The sequence below is a fragment of the Flavobacterium stagni genome (assembly GCF_004122105.1).
Lineage (GTDB): Bacteria > Bacteroidota > Bacteroidia > Flavobacteriales > Flavobacteriaceae > Flavobacterium > Flavobacterium stagni.
In genome coordinates this window covers 975513-990079 of sequence record NZ_SBKN01000001.1, presented here as the reverse complement: position 1 = coordinate 990079, position 14567 = coordinate 975513, and the positions used below count along the sequence as shown (strand labels likewise).

The window sequence follows — 14567 nt, the reverse complement described above, 5'->3', positions numbered from 1 at the left end:
CCGAATCGTAACTCTCGGGACAAACTAAACATCTGGGGAAACTACAAACAAAAAAATCCAGACAATATTCTGGATTTTGTGCGGGTGATAGTCCCGAATCCTCGGGAGAACCTACACGCAAAAAAAAAATCCAGACAATATTCTGGATTTTGTGCGGGTGATAGTCCCGAATCCTCGGGAGAAACTACACGCAAAAAAAAATCCAGACTACTGTCTGGATTTTGTGCGGGTGATAGTTATCAAACCTATACTTTCACACTGTAAATCAAAATTAAAAAATCCATTAAAATCAATTAGTGGCAGGGTTTTTGAATATCTTTAATTAAAATTAATCATAGTTAATTTTAAAATTTAGGGGAATAATAGGGGAATATTTAATAGCTAAAAACTTTAAATTAGATATGGCAACAGGTAAATTTAGAATAAAAACCAGTAACGAGTGGAATACTATTTATTTAAGATTTAAACACAGTAATCTTTTCGATATAGAATGTTCAACCGGCATACAAATTCCAAACAAGAGATGGAGTGATTCAAAACAAGAAGTTTTGGTAACTCCTGATGTCAACTACAAAGAAATCAACAATAAATTAAAAGAACTCAACATTTTCATTCGTAAAGAGTTTGGCAATGCAACACTAACAGCAGAGACCATAAACACAAATTGGTTAAAAGAAAAAATTAATGTTTTTTTTAATAGAATAACTGACAATGAAGATGTAAATGCAACTGTTTTTTTAACTAGTTATATAAATTCATTTATCGAAGAATCAAAAATTAAAAAAACAAGAAACAACACCCCTATTAAACCAAGAACAATTCAACATTACGTCACAACACTTAATAAAATTACAGCTTTTGAAAATTACACGAGAAACAAAATTAAACTAACGGATATAAACCTATCATTCCATACAAAATTCATTGAATTTTTGGAACTAGAACAGAAATTAAACCCTAATACTATTGGAGGATACATTGATGATTTAAAATTATTTTGCAACAATGCAGATAAAAAAGGATTAACAATATCAAAGGAATTTAAACTTTCAGAATTTTACTCTCCAACTAATAAAACAAATGATATTTATCTGAAAGAAGATGAAATAAATGCTATATACAAGAAACAATTCAATCAAGATTTTTTAGACAATGCAAGAGATTGGTTTATAATAGGTCTAAGGACTGGCTTTAGAATTTCTGACTTTCTTAAATTATCTAAAAAAAATATTATTGAAGGATTTATAGAAAAGCAAACTATCAAAACTGATTTTCCTGTAATCATACCTATCCATCATCAAGTGAAAGCAATTTTGGAAAAAAGAAATGGAAGTTTTCCAAGAAAAATAAGTGATCAGAAATTTAATGATTACATCAAAATTATATGTAAAGAAGTAGGGTTTAATGAAATTGTTGAGGGAGCAAAAATCACAGAAATATCAATCGATAGAAATGGAAAAAAAGAAAAAATATATCGAAAACAAATAGGTAAGTTTCCAAAATTCGAATTAGTCACTTCACATATTTGCAGACGCTCATTTGCTACTAATTTATATGGGAAAATTGACACGCTTACAATAATGAAAATTACTGGCCATAAAACAGAAGCTCAATTTTTAGGCTACATAAAAATCACCCCGAAACAATATGCTGAAAAATTAAAAGAGTATTGGAAAACAAATAGTAAAGTTTATTAATTTTGTAAGAGATACCCTGACAAAAAATGAGTGATTACACATTAAAAGTTTCTGAATTAACTACTTCACACGAAAAAACATTAGAAGCGTGTTACAATTTAATTACACAATTCGAGAACGAACCTAATTCATTTTTAATTATTGATTTTGAAAATTGTAATTTTTTATATCCTGATTATGCATTGTTAATACTTTGTTCAATAAAATACATTGAAAGTAAAGGAATAAAAGTTGAAGGAAACATTAGAATGGATACCTCGAAAGTTATTTATAATTATCTATTAAAAATGGATTTTTTTAAAAATCTAGAAATTGATATTCCCAAACTTGAAATGAAATTAGAGGATTATAGTTTTGTAGAAATACAAACTTATACATCGGAAAATCAAATAGAAGTACAAAATAAAATCATTAAGGTTTTAAGAGAAAAAAGTAAAATAAATGACGACGTATTAACAGGCTTAGATTATTGTTTAAATGAGATACTTGACAATATTTTAAATCATTCTAAAGAAAAGGAGGGTTGGGTTGTCGCTCAATATTTTTCAACATTAAATCAAATTAGATTAATGGTTGCTGATCATGGTATTGGCATTAAAGAAGCTCTTAATGAAAGATATAATTTCAGTGAAGAAGAGGCATTACAAAAATGCATAGAACAGGGAATTACAAATGGAAAGGGTCAAGGACACGGATTATATGCAACCTCTTTGTTTACAAAAGAAAACAAAGGTTGGTTAAGCATTATTTCAGGCAGTAAAAAGTTAGATTTTGATGAAAATGGTTATAGAATTAAAGATATAAAATACTGGCAAGGCACATGTATATACCTAAGAATTAACACTAACATTGAAGTAAATTACAAACTCTTTACTGACAAATTTTATGACCAAAAAGAACATTTATTTGAAATGTTATTTCAGTAAAAAAACAAATTAAATTTCAACGTTTTATTAACATATTTTGTTTATATTTTTATATCTTTGCACTCAGAAAAACACCGAAAATGTCATTGTTAACAATTGAATTTAATAAAATAGGCACAAGCTTAGGTACTCGCGATTTGGGAGCGAAGATTCGTGTATCTATTGAAAATGAAATTGAAAAAAACGACAAAGTTTTTTTAGACTTTAAAGACGTTGACGTAATAACCAATTCATTTGCAAACGAATGCTTCGGGAAACTGCGCGAATCTATTTCCACCGATACTTTTAGAAATAAAGTTGCCTTTATCAATACAAATGATTTTATTCAAAGAGTTATTATTTCTGCTTTATAGATAATAAGTAAATACATGACATTTTAAAAACTACTGTCATAGTTACTTTTTTTCTTTTTAATCATTTTTTATTCACAATACAACTTTCTTGCATTAATAATCTTATTATGATTGTAAATGTCCAAATTACTCCAACTTTTATTTTTTAACTCTAAATTTTCAAAACTCCAAGCATTAAATAACCCTGAGGCTCTATTTTTCAAATGTGGAAAATCTAAAATCAAATTTGAAATAAAGTTGTGATTATTTTTTGCAAGCGCTAATGTTATATATCCCTCAACGTGTTCAAAATTATATTTTAAAAAATCATTTTTCTCGTTTAAAAAATAATGATGATACTTTTCTGCTTCATTAAATTTATCATTCCACAACAAAACTGAACATATTATATGAAACCCAGAAATTTTAGTTGATTCGTTTTTATCATTTAAGTTATGATTTATTGCAATAGCTACATTTTCTAATGCAAATTCTTTTAAATATTTGAGGTTTTTATTCAAAATTATATAAGACAATTTAATTAATGCTGTTGTGCTTTGATTTATGTCTAATACATTGAAAAACATTCTAATAGTTTTATCGTCAACAACACCTAAATTGTAATCATTGGTTGCGATAACTTCTGCTATTAATCCTGTAAAATCAATTGAAAAGTCAATACTGTCAACTTGATTTAATGCAGTTATAATATAATTGTTTGAAAGCTCACTTTTGCCCTCAAAAAAATAGGCAATTCCAATAATTAGCCCAACATAAGGTATTTCATCTATGATTGTTTTAAGAATCCCGATACACTTTTTATTATCAACTTCTAAAAAATCTAAACCAATTTCACAAACTTCTAGCGAGCTTTTACTTCCTAATTCTATTATAAAAAATGGGTCAAGAAATTCAACAGGTTCAAAAGTAGCCTGTAGTTTGTTTAAATGAACTTTGAAGTTTAATTCGATTTTATCTTCGGAAGATTTTGAAAGCCTTAAATCAGTTGCTTTTTCTTTTAATTCTAGTAAAGAGTTGAATAAATCACTTCTCCAATTTACATACTCATTTTCTGTTTTGTTTCGGTTTACAATTTCATCGAATATGGTCTCTAAAAAAGCCCCTTTCATTTTGGTTGAAATCCAGTTACTAGTAAATTCAAAAACTTCTCCATTATCTTTAATGGATAAATAAAGTTTAGTTTCAGAATTTTTAATTGTCCATTTGGGTAATGCAACGCAATAACGAACAATGTTGGAGAAACCGATTGAAAATTGCTCACCTTTATTAAATCGAGGATAAATTTTATTGGAATTTATATTGCCAAAAATACCTTTCCAAATAAAATTATTATAAATGTATTCTTTTGACATAAATTAATTTTGCAAAAAATATTTTTTACTTAACAAAATTAATCAATAATTAAATTTTCGTTTATCAATCTGTTTAATGGTAATTGATTTTTAAAAACTGAGATTCCTGCATTTTCAATTTTTTTAATATCATTATCAGCAAAACCTAATACAGTTGAAAGCTCTCTGATAACAACAAAATCTAATAATAAAGAATAATATAATAATTCAAAACTACTATGTTCCGTTTTTTGATCTCTATTACCATGAACATAAAAATCTCTAATTCGAATCATTTTCCTACTGAACTCTTCAATTTCAACAATATTGGGATCCATTAAACAGAAAATATCTTTATATTCAAAGATTCTTTTATTTAACTTTTTGTGTTTACTCTCTACTGAAAACAATTTGTAAAAAGCTTCAAATGAAGATATTGAATTTGTAAATCTTCGAGCTCTACTTACTTTCTTTGACAAATAATTTTCAATAATTATATCAAAACAATATTTAAGATCTTCATTGTTATACCAATTTGAGATTACACTAGGAAAACTATCAAAATTTTTAAATGAAAATTTATGAAAAATTCCTTGATTATGAGTAAAAGCTAAATCATCATTAAACACTATATAATATTCTTCTCCACAATTTAAACAATTGGATTTAAAATAATTAAACTTCTCTATTCCAAAAAAAAACATTATGCAAAATTTTTGAAAATGCCTATAAATTTCAATTGACTGAAGAAGTGATTTTTCATAATTAAACTCAAATTTTAATATTCCGTGGTTTAAAATATTGGTTCCAAATCTATTTGTTTCTATTCCATAATTTTTGAATAATGACAATGTTAAATCTTCATTTATATTTATTTTGTTAATCTGAACATTCTGAACTTCTACCTTATCTTTTAAAGGGTTCATGGTATGAAAATTGCTAATAAAGTCATTAATTGTATTGTTTTCAATTTCAATCGACTTTAATCTTATTCCTTTAGGTTCAATAAAATGATTTGCACATGCAAATACATAATCAGGACAAATTTTTTTGTATTTTACAACTCCTGTTTCACTTCTAATTATATTGCAATTAACGAAAGTTAGACATCCTAAATCATTAAAAACACCATATATAATATCTAACTTGATTTGTAACAAATCTGTCAATAAAATAGTATTTAAAAAAAAATCATTTTCAACAACCTCTATTGTACAGAATTGTTTTTGGCCTTCCTTATTAGGTAGCCAGATTTCACCATAATATTTATCCTTTTTAAACATTATCCCTTAACCTACTATTATATTACAATTTCAATATTTCTTTCAACTATATCCTTAATAAACATTTTTTCTATCCCAATTATTCTCTCTAAAACAACTATAACATAGGTTATGCCAGACTTCATCAACTTGATTATAACAACCTTGACTACTACATTCTCCAATCCCATGATATAAATTATAAGCTTGCCCTCTATACAAACCACCCCAAAAAGCAAATTTTTTTAACTCATTATCCTTGATTATTTTTTCAATCATCATTCTTCTTTGTTCATGGTCTGTTTTTTTGTTAAATGAATAAGATTTAAAAGTCAATCCAATTGACTTACAATAGGACAACTCTCTTTCTTCATTAAATAGTTCTGCTAAATGATGAGATAAAAATTCAGCTTGACCAGCTCTATACTCCATTTTATAACATCCATTTGAGTCTAAATATTTTTCAATTTCTCTTTTATGTTTTGATATTGACAAAACCAAACCTTCCTCTTTACTTAACTTAACAGGTTCATTGAATTTATTAATAATTACAACGAACAACATATACACTACACCAATAAAATATATTAGAACTGTAATATTAGCGAACTCTTTTTCCCAAGTTTTCCCTGGAGCTAGCTGAAATCTAATTACAGATAATATAATGACTAGAATGAGTAACGGCAAACATCCAACTCCAACTTTTTTATTACTCATATTTTCTACAACTTTTAATTACTAACTATTCTCAATAACAGCGACCTCCTCTTTTGTCAATCCATACAATTCATAAACCATTGCATCAATTTCTTTGTCAGTGGTTTCTATTTGTGCTTTTATAGCTCTTAATTTAGTTGCTTCGGCAGTAAAATAATCTTCCCATTCTGCTTCTTCAGATAGTGTAAGTTTTATTTTTAATTTACCTAGTTCCTTTATAAAATCAGTATAAGACAACAAATACCAGTCTTGTAATTTTTTCGGCAAACTTTCTAACTCAAATTTGCGTTGAATAGTCCTTTGAAACTTTTGCGATTGTTGTTTAAAATCTTCTATAAATAAAATCATATTTTCGGATTTAACTATTAAATTCTGTTGTTCTGAAATTTTAATTTTAGGTATAGGAAAATCTTTAACATAATTATTAATCCATCTGGTTGTGCCAACTCCGCTTGTGTTTGCAATTTGTCTTAAATAAAATTTAATCACTTTTGAATTTAGGATTGAAAGCAAAAATTTTGAATTAAATTCTTTGGGCGGAATTAAAAAATAAGCACTATTTAATAAATATATCTCGTCAGTACAAAGGGAAAATCTACCAACATCAGTAAGTTCAATCCAAACTATTTTTTCTTCCTTAAAGTCTTCAAAAAATGAACAAGCTCTTAAGTTAGTCCAATGTTGACCTTTTGCTCCTCTTTTCTTAAACCCTTCACCAAAACTATTTAAATAATCATAAATATTTGGATATTCATTTTCTACATCAATACCATTTTTTGTTAAAAGAACATACAAATTTGGGAAAGTGTAGCTATATCTTTCAATATCTCGACCTCTTAATACGGGCTTTATTAATTCACTATTTTTTACGTTTAAATTTATAAACTCTTTTTTCTTACTCTCATCAATTATAAACGCATTATTATCACCTGTTGCTATACCTAATCTAATTTTTGTATGATAATCTTCTAGTGTTTTGTTATTTCCTTTTATTCTATTTCTTGTTTTTAATATATCTGGTTTGATTAAATTCCAAGATAATTCATCGAAGTCTGTTTGTAAATAGAAATAAGAGTTTTTATTAATAAATTCGTTAAAGTCTAAATTATTAAACTCACTGTTAACAACTAAAGCTTTGACGTTATTCTCTTTGTTTTTTGAAAAAGTTAGTATGACAGTATTAACTGTTGCATCCGAAAAAATTTGTGTGTTTTCAATATTAATCACTTGCTCAATGTAAGTTAATGAAATGATTAATTTTCTCAATGGTTTGCCATACTCAGCTTTCAAAAATGAATTTGATGTTATTAATGAACTTATTCCATTTTGATTTATAATGTTTAGTGATAGTTCATAAAAAAAAATATATAAATCTCCGAAAGGACTAAAAGAAAGGTATTTTTTTTTCAAATATTCTTTATTATCAATTCTATCATGGCTAACATACGGAGGATTTCCAATAATTACATCAAAACCACCTTTTGCAAACACTTGAGGAAATTCTGTTTGCCAGTTAAATGCTTTTTCACCAGCTAAAGTAACATCATCTATCAATGAATTTCCGCATTTAATGTTGTTGTTCAGGTCGTTTAATTTTCTATTGGGCTGTGCTGTTCTTAACCACAATGAAAGCTTTGCAATCTCTACACTTTCTTCATTTAAATCAACTCCAAATAAATTGTTTTCTAAAATACTTTTTTCAACATCACTTAATACCATTGCATCTCCAAATAACTTGGCTTGTAATTCATCAATGTAACGGTGCTCATTTATTAAAAACTCTAGTGCTTGGTTTAAAAAAGCACCACTTCCGCAAGCTGGGTCGCAAATAGTTAATTGCAATAACCAGTTGCGATAGCAATGCAATTTGTCATTAAGTCCTTGTAAAGTCTTTTTTTGTCTTTTTTTATCAGTAATATAATCTTCTTCATTTAATTGCAATTCAATTTTCATTGCATTGCATAATTTACCTAAGGTATTTTCAACGATATATTTAGTAATGTATTTAGGTGTATAAAAAACACCATCTTTTTTTCGTTTGGTTTTTTTATTATCTATCTGCTCCCCCTCTAATTCGGCCTTAATTTCATCTAATTCATTTAATGAATTTTCAAATATATGCCCTAAAACATTAACATCAACTTCACTAGCAAAATCATAATTACTTAAATTTTCGGTATGCTTAAACAATAATGCATCATCAATTATAATATTATCTAAAATCTCATCAGCCTTAAACAAACCTCCATTATATGCAAAAATTTGATGCTCTTCAATTTGTTTACTGGCTGTTTCAGAAAATGCAGGTAATACTACTTTTGCTCCACTATTTAAATCGTTAAAATAGACTTTGTATCTATCGTACAGTGAAACTTCTATACGCATTAAACGCAAATTCTGCCATTCTTTATTAATTCGAAAAATTAAGTTTGTTGGTAATAAGTTTCGATCTTCAGCAAAAAAAATAAATAGAAACCTATCCAATAACTTTTGTGATTTTTTGAAAAGTTCTATTGGTTCAAATTGTGGATTTAAGACCACTAAATTATTATACAATTCACGTTTAAAAATTGAATAGTCTTTATAAAGTTTTTTAGTTATAACGTCTTCTTGGCTAACCGATTCCTCTTTGATTATCTTTGCAATGTCTTTTGAGAGGTTTTCATAGGCCAAACACAAATGCAGTAATTCAAATTCTTTTTCAGATAATGTAAATAAATTGAACTCTAAATACTCAATTGCATTATCTATGTAGAACCGTAATTTTTCAAAATTTGAAGTTATTATGTAAATACAATCGGGTTGATTGTTTTTATAACCGAATGCTTGTGTTTCTATTTTTCCTAAATCCGTTGTATTTGTGCCTTTGAGTTCTATAACTGCTCTAACTTTGTCACCAATCAAAATAGCACCATCAGCTTTTTTGCTGTCTTTAACGTTTTTATATTCGGTTGTTAGGTTGAAGTTTGGTTGTGGGTTTTTCGTATAACCCAAGATATTCACAAATAAGTCAATAAGAAATTCACCTTGATATTGCTCTTCTTTGCTATTTCTAATATTTTCTTGAATTGTTGAATTGTGAAAGTGAACTTTGAAGTCATTCCAACGTTTAGCAAATATCGTTTTATCTTGATTTTTTGAATATTTAGATACAACTGAATTCTGAAATAAAGGCATTACAATTAATTGAGGATTATAATCTCTAAAATTAATAAAGAATAGTATTATAAAAATCAATTTTTATTTTAATTTTTAATGAATGCATTGGTTACCTAGCAAGTAATGCAAAATCAATGCAAAAGGGTTTTGCAATTAAACTATGTAGATTACATGTAAACTTGTAAGGCTCACAAATACAAACTATTAATTGTTTTTTTCTAATGCAATTACAAATCAACAATTGCATATGTGTAATGCATTGTTTAATTGATTTTTTTATTTTGTATAAAAAAACTGCCGCCACATTCAATTATGATATGAATTTAATATCTGCTGTTGATTTGTTGAAAAATTTACACAAGCACTTGTATTTATTGGTAGTAATTAACAACAAATAGTCAACAAACATTCAACATATTAATTTTTGGTAATTTACAATTTTCAAATGTTGAATGTTTGTTGAAGTTGTGTTGTTATATCCATACCTTGATTTTACTAACGTAGAATTGAATTATCAACAATTCAACTTTATTTTATAAAATCTTCTTTTCTAAAAGTGAAAAATCTGCCCTTTCTGTTTTCTTGATAAACACTCCAGCTCCCATTATTCGCAGTTGACAAATCTAAACGTGACAATTTATAACAACTGTTTTTAGATTCTAATTTAAAATGCTCTGTAATCACTGAAGTAATATAACTTTTGGCCACTCTAATATTTGCTTTATTTAATTCTTCAACAAGATCATTTGCCGAATAGCATAATTCATCTAACTCAAGTGTTTGAAATTGATCTATAATAAAACTTTCTAATTCTTTTTCTGTATAAGTTTTATTCCCTTTAACTAAAACATCGAGTGCTTTAGTATGAATTTGTTCCTTAGTAAACCACATTCTCGTGGTTCGCTTTGTTTTAATTTCTCGATGGGTTAAAAACCAAATAAATTTAGGAATTTCGTCTTTCATCATTTCCAATAAATTTGGATTTTCTGTTGTAAATGGTTCAACTTTTCTAACCCAATACCGAATTTCTTTATTGTCAGTTTTAATGAAATTTTCTTCATTATTTGAGCATAAAATAAACTTCCCGAAAAATTCAATCTCTGCTTTATCAACTCCTTTACTCTCACTTTTGTAATGACCGGATGTTGATAGATTCTTGATCCGTTCACTATCTTCTTTTTTATCTAGTAGCACTTCATCAATAGCAATAATTAATTTAGAAGCCCAATCTGAATTAAAACGACTTCTAAAATCCTCATTCTTATTAATTGTCATGTTCCCTTCAAAAATTAGTTTCAACAATTTTAAAAAAGTTGATTTTCCAGTATTTCTCTCAGAACTTACCAAACATAAAATTGGCAGTATTTGTATTGGATGCTTCCAAAGAATAGTTAGATAGTCTAATCCTATATCATATTGTTCCATGAAAATATGTCTTAGAAATAATTCAATGTTTTCCCATTTACCATTCTCTGAAATTTCATAGGACAAAGGTTCATATCTATTAATAAAATTATTCACCTCTTTTTTATACTCTAAATGTGATGGAATTATGCAGAATCCTTCATACTTTCTTATTTTATTTAGGGCATCCCGACCAAAATCATCAATAATTGTTTGCTTGTTCCATTTTGAATAGATTTTTGTCGAATCTCCACTAATCAATGGTAGATTTATTTCCTTTAAATACTCTGTTCCTACCCTGATATATTGTTTAATATCTTTCATATTAGATGAATAATTAAAGCTGTTTTGGATTTATCAATTTGAGGTAAACACTTACTTTTTTTAATATCAACTTTCACACAATGCAACTCTGGATCTTCTAATAAAACTGCATTAATTTTATTGGTAATTGATTTAAAGTTATATGAGTCATAGCTTTTAATTATTTGTTCAATCAATTCAATTTTATTATTGAAATTTTGCATTGCATAAACTATTAATTGATTTCTGTTATTTTCAATTGTTAATTTTGCAAAATCGGCTTTTAGTTTTGTAAGATGAATAAATACATCTTGTAAAACAATTTCATTGTAAGCTCTCATAATAATTAATCAGTGATCATTATTGTTAATTACCTTCAATACATTTAAGACTTCACTTTTCTTATACCTAACACTTTTGCCAATGTGATAAACTGGAAACTTTTTATCTCTTGTTAAGCTCCAAAGTTTAACAAGTGAAATGGAAAGCAATTTTGCAGTTTCTTCACGGGTTAGTAAAATGTTGTCTTCTTGATTTGAAGTAAAATTTTGAGCCAAATTTTTAATCCGCTCAACAACACCATTAATTATTTCGTTTTTGAAGTCCTCTGAATTAATGTTTTCAATTTGAATAGTTTCTCTCATAATGTAATTAAATTATTATAAGTCAAAATTAATTCACATAGGAGGGGGTGGAATCCACTACTTATTCCACTATAATTAAATAAGACACACTTAACTTTTGTTTGTTATTTTACAAATAATCATTTTCACGGCTTCCATGTGTGTCCAAGCAGTATATTTTTTATTATTCAATTCACTTTTTGAGTTAAGTGTTTGTATATTCTTTACCACATTATGTATGGCGTTTTCATTTTCGTAATCTTGTTGCATTAATGCTAGAATAACTTTTGCTTTTTGAACATTGGTTAAATCTTTAATCAATTCCCATTTAAAAAAACCCAATTCATTTAGCATAGCTATAAATTTTGGCCTACTGAATTTTATGTTATTATTTTCATCGGATTCTTTTAATAACAACTTGGAAACTAATAACAATAATACTCTATTCAATCTTACATAGTTATAATAATTATGAAGTATATGAAAATTAGGTATATTATTTAAGCCAAATAAATAATCTGATAAATCAACCCAATTTAAACTTAGGCAAGTCTTCATTATATCTAAATGAGCCTGCTCATTTTCAAAGCCTAGATAATGTAGTTTTTTAAATAGTTTTATTGAAAGATTAGTGTTGTAATTATTAATTTCTTTTTGTCGCATTTCTTCAACAAAACGATCACCTGAAAAATCTGCTTGTAAATTGAGAGTTTCAATTTGATTATCGATCAAAGGAATATGATGAGATTTAAAACATTTGATACATTCATTAAAAACTTCACTTAAAAAATCATCATTTAATTTGTAATTAACTTCATTAAATTCAAAGTCAAGACCAATATACTTGGGGCTACCATAACTATTACTCAAAATTTCCCCATCTTCCAAATTTAACTCTATTGGTGTACTATTCCCCTTTACATAAACTTTTGTTTGAATCAACATAGCCTTTTGTTCACTTTCTGACAATTCAGAAAATAGTAATGAATCAAGTATTTTAAAAAACTTTTGTGACATCTAATGGCTTTAACTTTAGTTAATCGAAATTAATGAAATTAAATAAAGTAAATGAAAAATAAAAAAAGGGGAATTATTGGGGAATATTAAAATAAAAAATCTCCAAATCGCTTACTTAAAGCGCTTTAGAGATTTTTAAAGTGCGGGTGATAGGACTCGAACCTACACGCCTTGCGGCACCAGATCCTAAGTCTGGCACGTCTACCAATTTCGCCACACCCGCGAATTGTGAGTGCAAATATAAAGATAAATATGAATAACGAATTATGAATAACAAATTTTTTTAACCGTCTTTTTTAGTAAATTTGAATACGACAATTTAATTTCAACAATGGATAATATTAAACCCTACGTTCAACAAAACAAAGAACGTTTTATTCAAGAACTCATCGAACTCTTAAAAATTCCTTCGGTGAGTGCCGATAGCGCCTACGCGCAAGATGTCATCGATACCGCCAATGCGGTCAAAGACAGCCTACTCAAAGCCGGTTGCGATGTAGCCGAATTGTGCGAAACCCCCGGCTACCCTATCGTTTACGGAGAAAAAATCATCGACCCGAAATTACCCACAGTATTGGTCTACGGGCACTACGATGTGCAACCGCCCGACCCGATAGATTTATGGGATTCACCTCCGTTCGAACCCGTAATTAAAACCACCGAAATCCACCCCGAAGGTGCAATTTTTGCCCGCGGTGCTTGTGACGACAAAGGACAAATGTTCATGCACGTCAAAGCATTTGAATACATGATCCAATCCAACACCTTGCCGTGTAACGTGAAATTCATGATCGAAGGTGAAGAGGAAGTGGGCTCCAAGTCTTTGAGTTGGTTTGTAGAACGCAACCAAGACAAATTGGCCAACGACGTAATTTTGATCTCTGATACAGGCATGATTTCCAACCAACAACCGTCAATCACAACTGGATTGCGCGGTTTGAGCTATGTGGAAGTGGAAGTGACCGGACCCAATCGCGATCTACATTCCGGATTATATGGAGGAGCGGTAGCCAACCCGATCAATATTTTAGCCAAAATGATCGCTTCGCTCCATGATGAAAACAACCACATCACCATTCCTGGTTTTTACGATAAAGTAGAGGAATTGTCGCAGGCCGAGCGTGCCGAAATGGCAAAACGCCCTTACAGCGAAGACGCCTACAAAAAAGCCTTGGACATTGCCGATGTTTATGGCGAAGCCGGCTATTCCACCAACGAACGCAATTCGATTCGCCCAACCTTGGATGTCAACGGCATTTGGGGCGGCTACACCGGCGAAGGCGCCAAAACCGTAATCGCGAGTAAAGCCTATGCCAAAATCTCGATGCGTTTGGTACCCAACCAAGACTGGGAAGAAATCACCGATTTGTTTGCCAAACACTTTGTGAGCATTGCGCCGCCTTCTGTTACGGTAAAAGTAACACCTCACCACGGTGGCCAAGGTTATGTGACCCCGATCGACAGCATTGGCTATCAAGCCGCCAACAAAGCCTATACGGAAACCTTTGGTGTTCCTGCCATTCCGGTGCGCTCGGGCGGAAGTATCCCTATTGTGGCCTTGTTTGAAAAAGAATTAAAATCCAAAACCATCTTGATGGGCTTCGGATTGGACAGCGATGCCATCCACTCGCCCAACGAACATTATGGCATCTTCAACTACCTCAAAGGCATTGAAACCATCCCGTTGTTCTACAAGTATTTTGTGGAATTAAGCAAATAAAAAGTAAAGCTGTTTCGAAAGAGGCAGCTTTTTTTGTGGGCGTGCCCCCGTTCAT

12 protein-coding genes and 1 tRNA gene are annotated in these 14567 nt (G+C 29.1%); 4 read left to right on the top strand and 9 right to left on the bottom strand.

The window, feature by feature from the left end; all coding sequences use genetic code 11:
• The first annotated feature begins 401 nt into the window (after positions 1 to 401).
• From EQG61_RS04340 to EQG61_RS04330, 3 genes are all read left to right on the top strand, one after another.
• Positions 402 to 1697, top strand: coding sequence for a phage integrase SAM-like domain-containing protein (locus EQG61_RS04340; protein ID WP_129460660.1), 1296 nt, complete (start codon positions 402 to 404; stop codon positions 1695 to 1697).
• 26 nt (positions 1698 to 1723) lie between these two features.
• The gene (locus tag EQG61_RS04335) at positions 1724 to 2623 is read left to right on the top strand and encodes an ATP-binding protein (RefSeq protein ID WP_129460659.1); all 900 of its coding nucleotides are present in this window, start codon (positions 1724 to 1726) and stop codon (positions 2621 to 2623) included.
• Positions 2624 to 2703: 80 nt separating this feature from the next.
• A complete protein-coding gene (locus EQG61_RS04330; RefSeq protein WP_129460658.1) occupies positions 2704 to 2976 on the top strand; it encodes an STAS-like domain-containing protein in 273 nt (90 codons plus the stop codon).
• A gap of 68 nt (positions 2977 to 3044) precedes the next feature.
• Here EQG61_RS04330 and EQG61_RS04325 read toward each other — a convergent pair whose 3' ends face one another.
• The 9 genes from EQG61_RS04325 to EQG61_RS04285 all read right to left on the bottom strand — a co-directional run bounded on the left by EQG61_RS04325 (position 3045) and on the right by EQG61_RS04285 (position 13015).
• Complete coding sequence (locus EQG61_RS04325; protein ID WP_129460657.1) at positions 3045 to 4328, bottom strand: hypothetical protein; 1284 nt, start codon at positions 4326 to 4328, stop codon at positions 3045 to 3047.
• Positions 4329 to 4366: 38 nt separating this feature from the next.
• Positions 4367 to 5590, bottom strand: coding sequence for an ApeA N-terminal domain 1-containing protein (locus EQG61_RS04320; protein ID WP_129460656.1), 1224 nt, complete (start codon positions 5588 to 5590; stop codon positions 4367 to 4369).
• Between the two features lie 54 nt (positions 5591 to 5644).
• Positions 5645 to 6286, bottom strand: coding sequence for a hypothetical protein (locus EQG61_RS04315; RefSeq protein WP_129460655.1), 642 nt, complete (start codon positions 6284 to 6286; stop codon positions 5645 to 5647).
• A 21-nt stretch (positions 6287 to 6307) separates the two neighbouring features.
• On the bottom strand, positions 6308 to 9463 hold the full coding sequence (locus EQG61_RS04310) for an Eco57I restriction-modification methylase domain-containing protein (RefSeq protein WP_129460654.1): 3156 nt from the start codon (positions 9461 to 9463) through the stop codon (positions 6308 to 6310).
• Between the two features lie 510 nt (positions 9464 to 9973).
• The gene (locus EQG61_RS04305) at positions 9974 to 11173 is read right to left on the bottom strand and encodes a primase-helicase family protein (protein WP_129460653.1); all 1200 of its coding nucleotides are present in this window, start codon (positions 11171 to 11173) and stop codon (positions 9974 to 9976) included.
• A complete protein-coding gene (locus EQG61_RS04300; RefSeq protein WP_129460652.1) occupies positions 11170 to 11493 on the bottom strand; it encodes a hypothetical protein in 324 nt (107 codons plus the stop codon). Before EQG61_RS04300 ends, EQG61_RS04305 begins: the two co-directional genes overlap by 4 nt.
• A 9-nt stretch (positions 11494 to 11502) precedes the next feature.
• The gene (locus EQG61_RS04295) at positions 11503 to 11796 is read right to left on the bottom strand and encodes a helix-turn-helix domain-containing protein (protein ID WP_129460651.1); all 294 of its coding nucleotides are present in this window, start codon (positions 11794 to 11796) and stop codon (positions 11503 to 11505) included.
• Between the two features lie 90 nt (positions 11797 to 11886).
• The gene (locus EQG61_RS04290; RefSeq protein ID WP_129460650.1) at positions 11887 to 12792 is read right to left on the bottom strand and encodes a hypothetical protein; all 906 of its coding nucleotides are present in this window, start codon (positions 12790 to 12792) and stop codon (positions 11887 to 11889) included.
• A gap of 141 nt (positions 12793 to 12933) precedes the next feature.
• Positions 12934 to 13015, bottom strand: a tRNA-Leu gene (locus tag EQG61_RS04285).
• A 108-nt stretch (positions 13016 to 13123) separates the two neighbouring features.
• On the opposite strand from EQG61_RS04285, the gene EQG61_RS04280 reads away from it, so the two are divergent.
• The gene (locus EQG61_RS04280) at positions 13124 to 14512 is read left to right on the top strand and encodes a dipeptidase (RefSeq protein WP_129460649.1); all 1389 of its coding nucleotides are present in this window, start codon (positions 13124 to 13126) and stop codon (positions 14510 to 14512) included.
• The last annotated feature ends 55 nt before the right edge of the window (positions 14513 to 14567 follow it).

Coding starts and splice junctions, on each gene's coding strand:
- EQG61_RS04340 (WP_129460660.1), top strand. CDS start 402: ATGGCAACAGGTAAATTTAGAATAAAAACCAGTAACGAGTGGAATACT.
- EQG61_RS04335 (WP_129460659.1), top strand. CDS start 1,724: ATGAGTGATTACACATTAAAAGTTTCTGAATTAACTACTTCACACGAA.
- EQG61_RS04330 (WP_129460658.1), top strand. CDS start 2,704: ATGTCATTGTTAACAATTGAATTTAATAAAATAGGCACAAGCTTAGGT.
- EQG61_RS04325 (WP_129460657.1), bottom strand. CDS start 4,328: ATGTCAAAAGAATACATTTATAATAATTTTATTTGGAAAGGTATTTTT.
- EQG61_RS04320 (WP_129460656.1), bottom strand. CDS start 5,590: ATGTTTAAAAAGGATAAATATTATGGTGAAATCTGGCTACCTAATAAG.
- EQG61_RS04315 (WP_129460655.1), bottom strand. CDS start 6,286: ATGAGTAATAAAAAAGTTGGAGTTGGATGTTTGCCGTTACTCATTCTA.
- EQG61_RS04310 (WP_129460654.1), bottom strand. CDS start 9,463: ATGCCTTTATTTCAGAATTCAGTTGTATCTAAATATTCAAAAAATCAA.
- EQG61_RS04305 (WP_129460653.1), bottom strand. CDS start 11,173: ATGAAAGATATTAAACAATATATCAGGGTAGGAACAGAGTATTTAAAG.
- EQG61_RS04300 (WP_129460652.1), bottom strand. CDS start 11,493: ATGAGAGCTTACAATGAAATTGTTTTACAAGATGTATTTATTCATCTT.
- EQG61_RS04295 (WP_129460651.1), bottom strand. CDS start 11,796: ATGAGAGAAACTATTCAAATTGAAAACATTAATTCAGAGGACTTCAAA.
- EQG61_RS04290 (WP_129460650.1), bottom strand. CDS start 12,792: ATGTCACAAAAGTTTTTTAAAATACTTGATTCATTACTATTTTCTGAA.
- EQG61_RS04280 (WP_129460649.1), top strand. CDS start 13,124: ATGGATAATATTAAACCCTACGTTCAACAAAACAAAGAACGTTTTATT.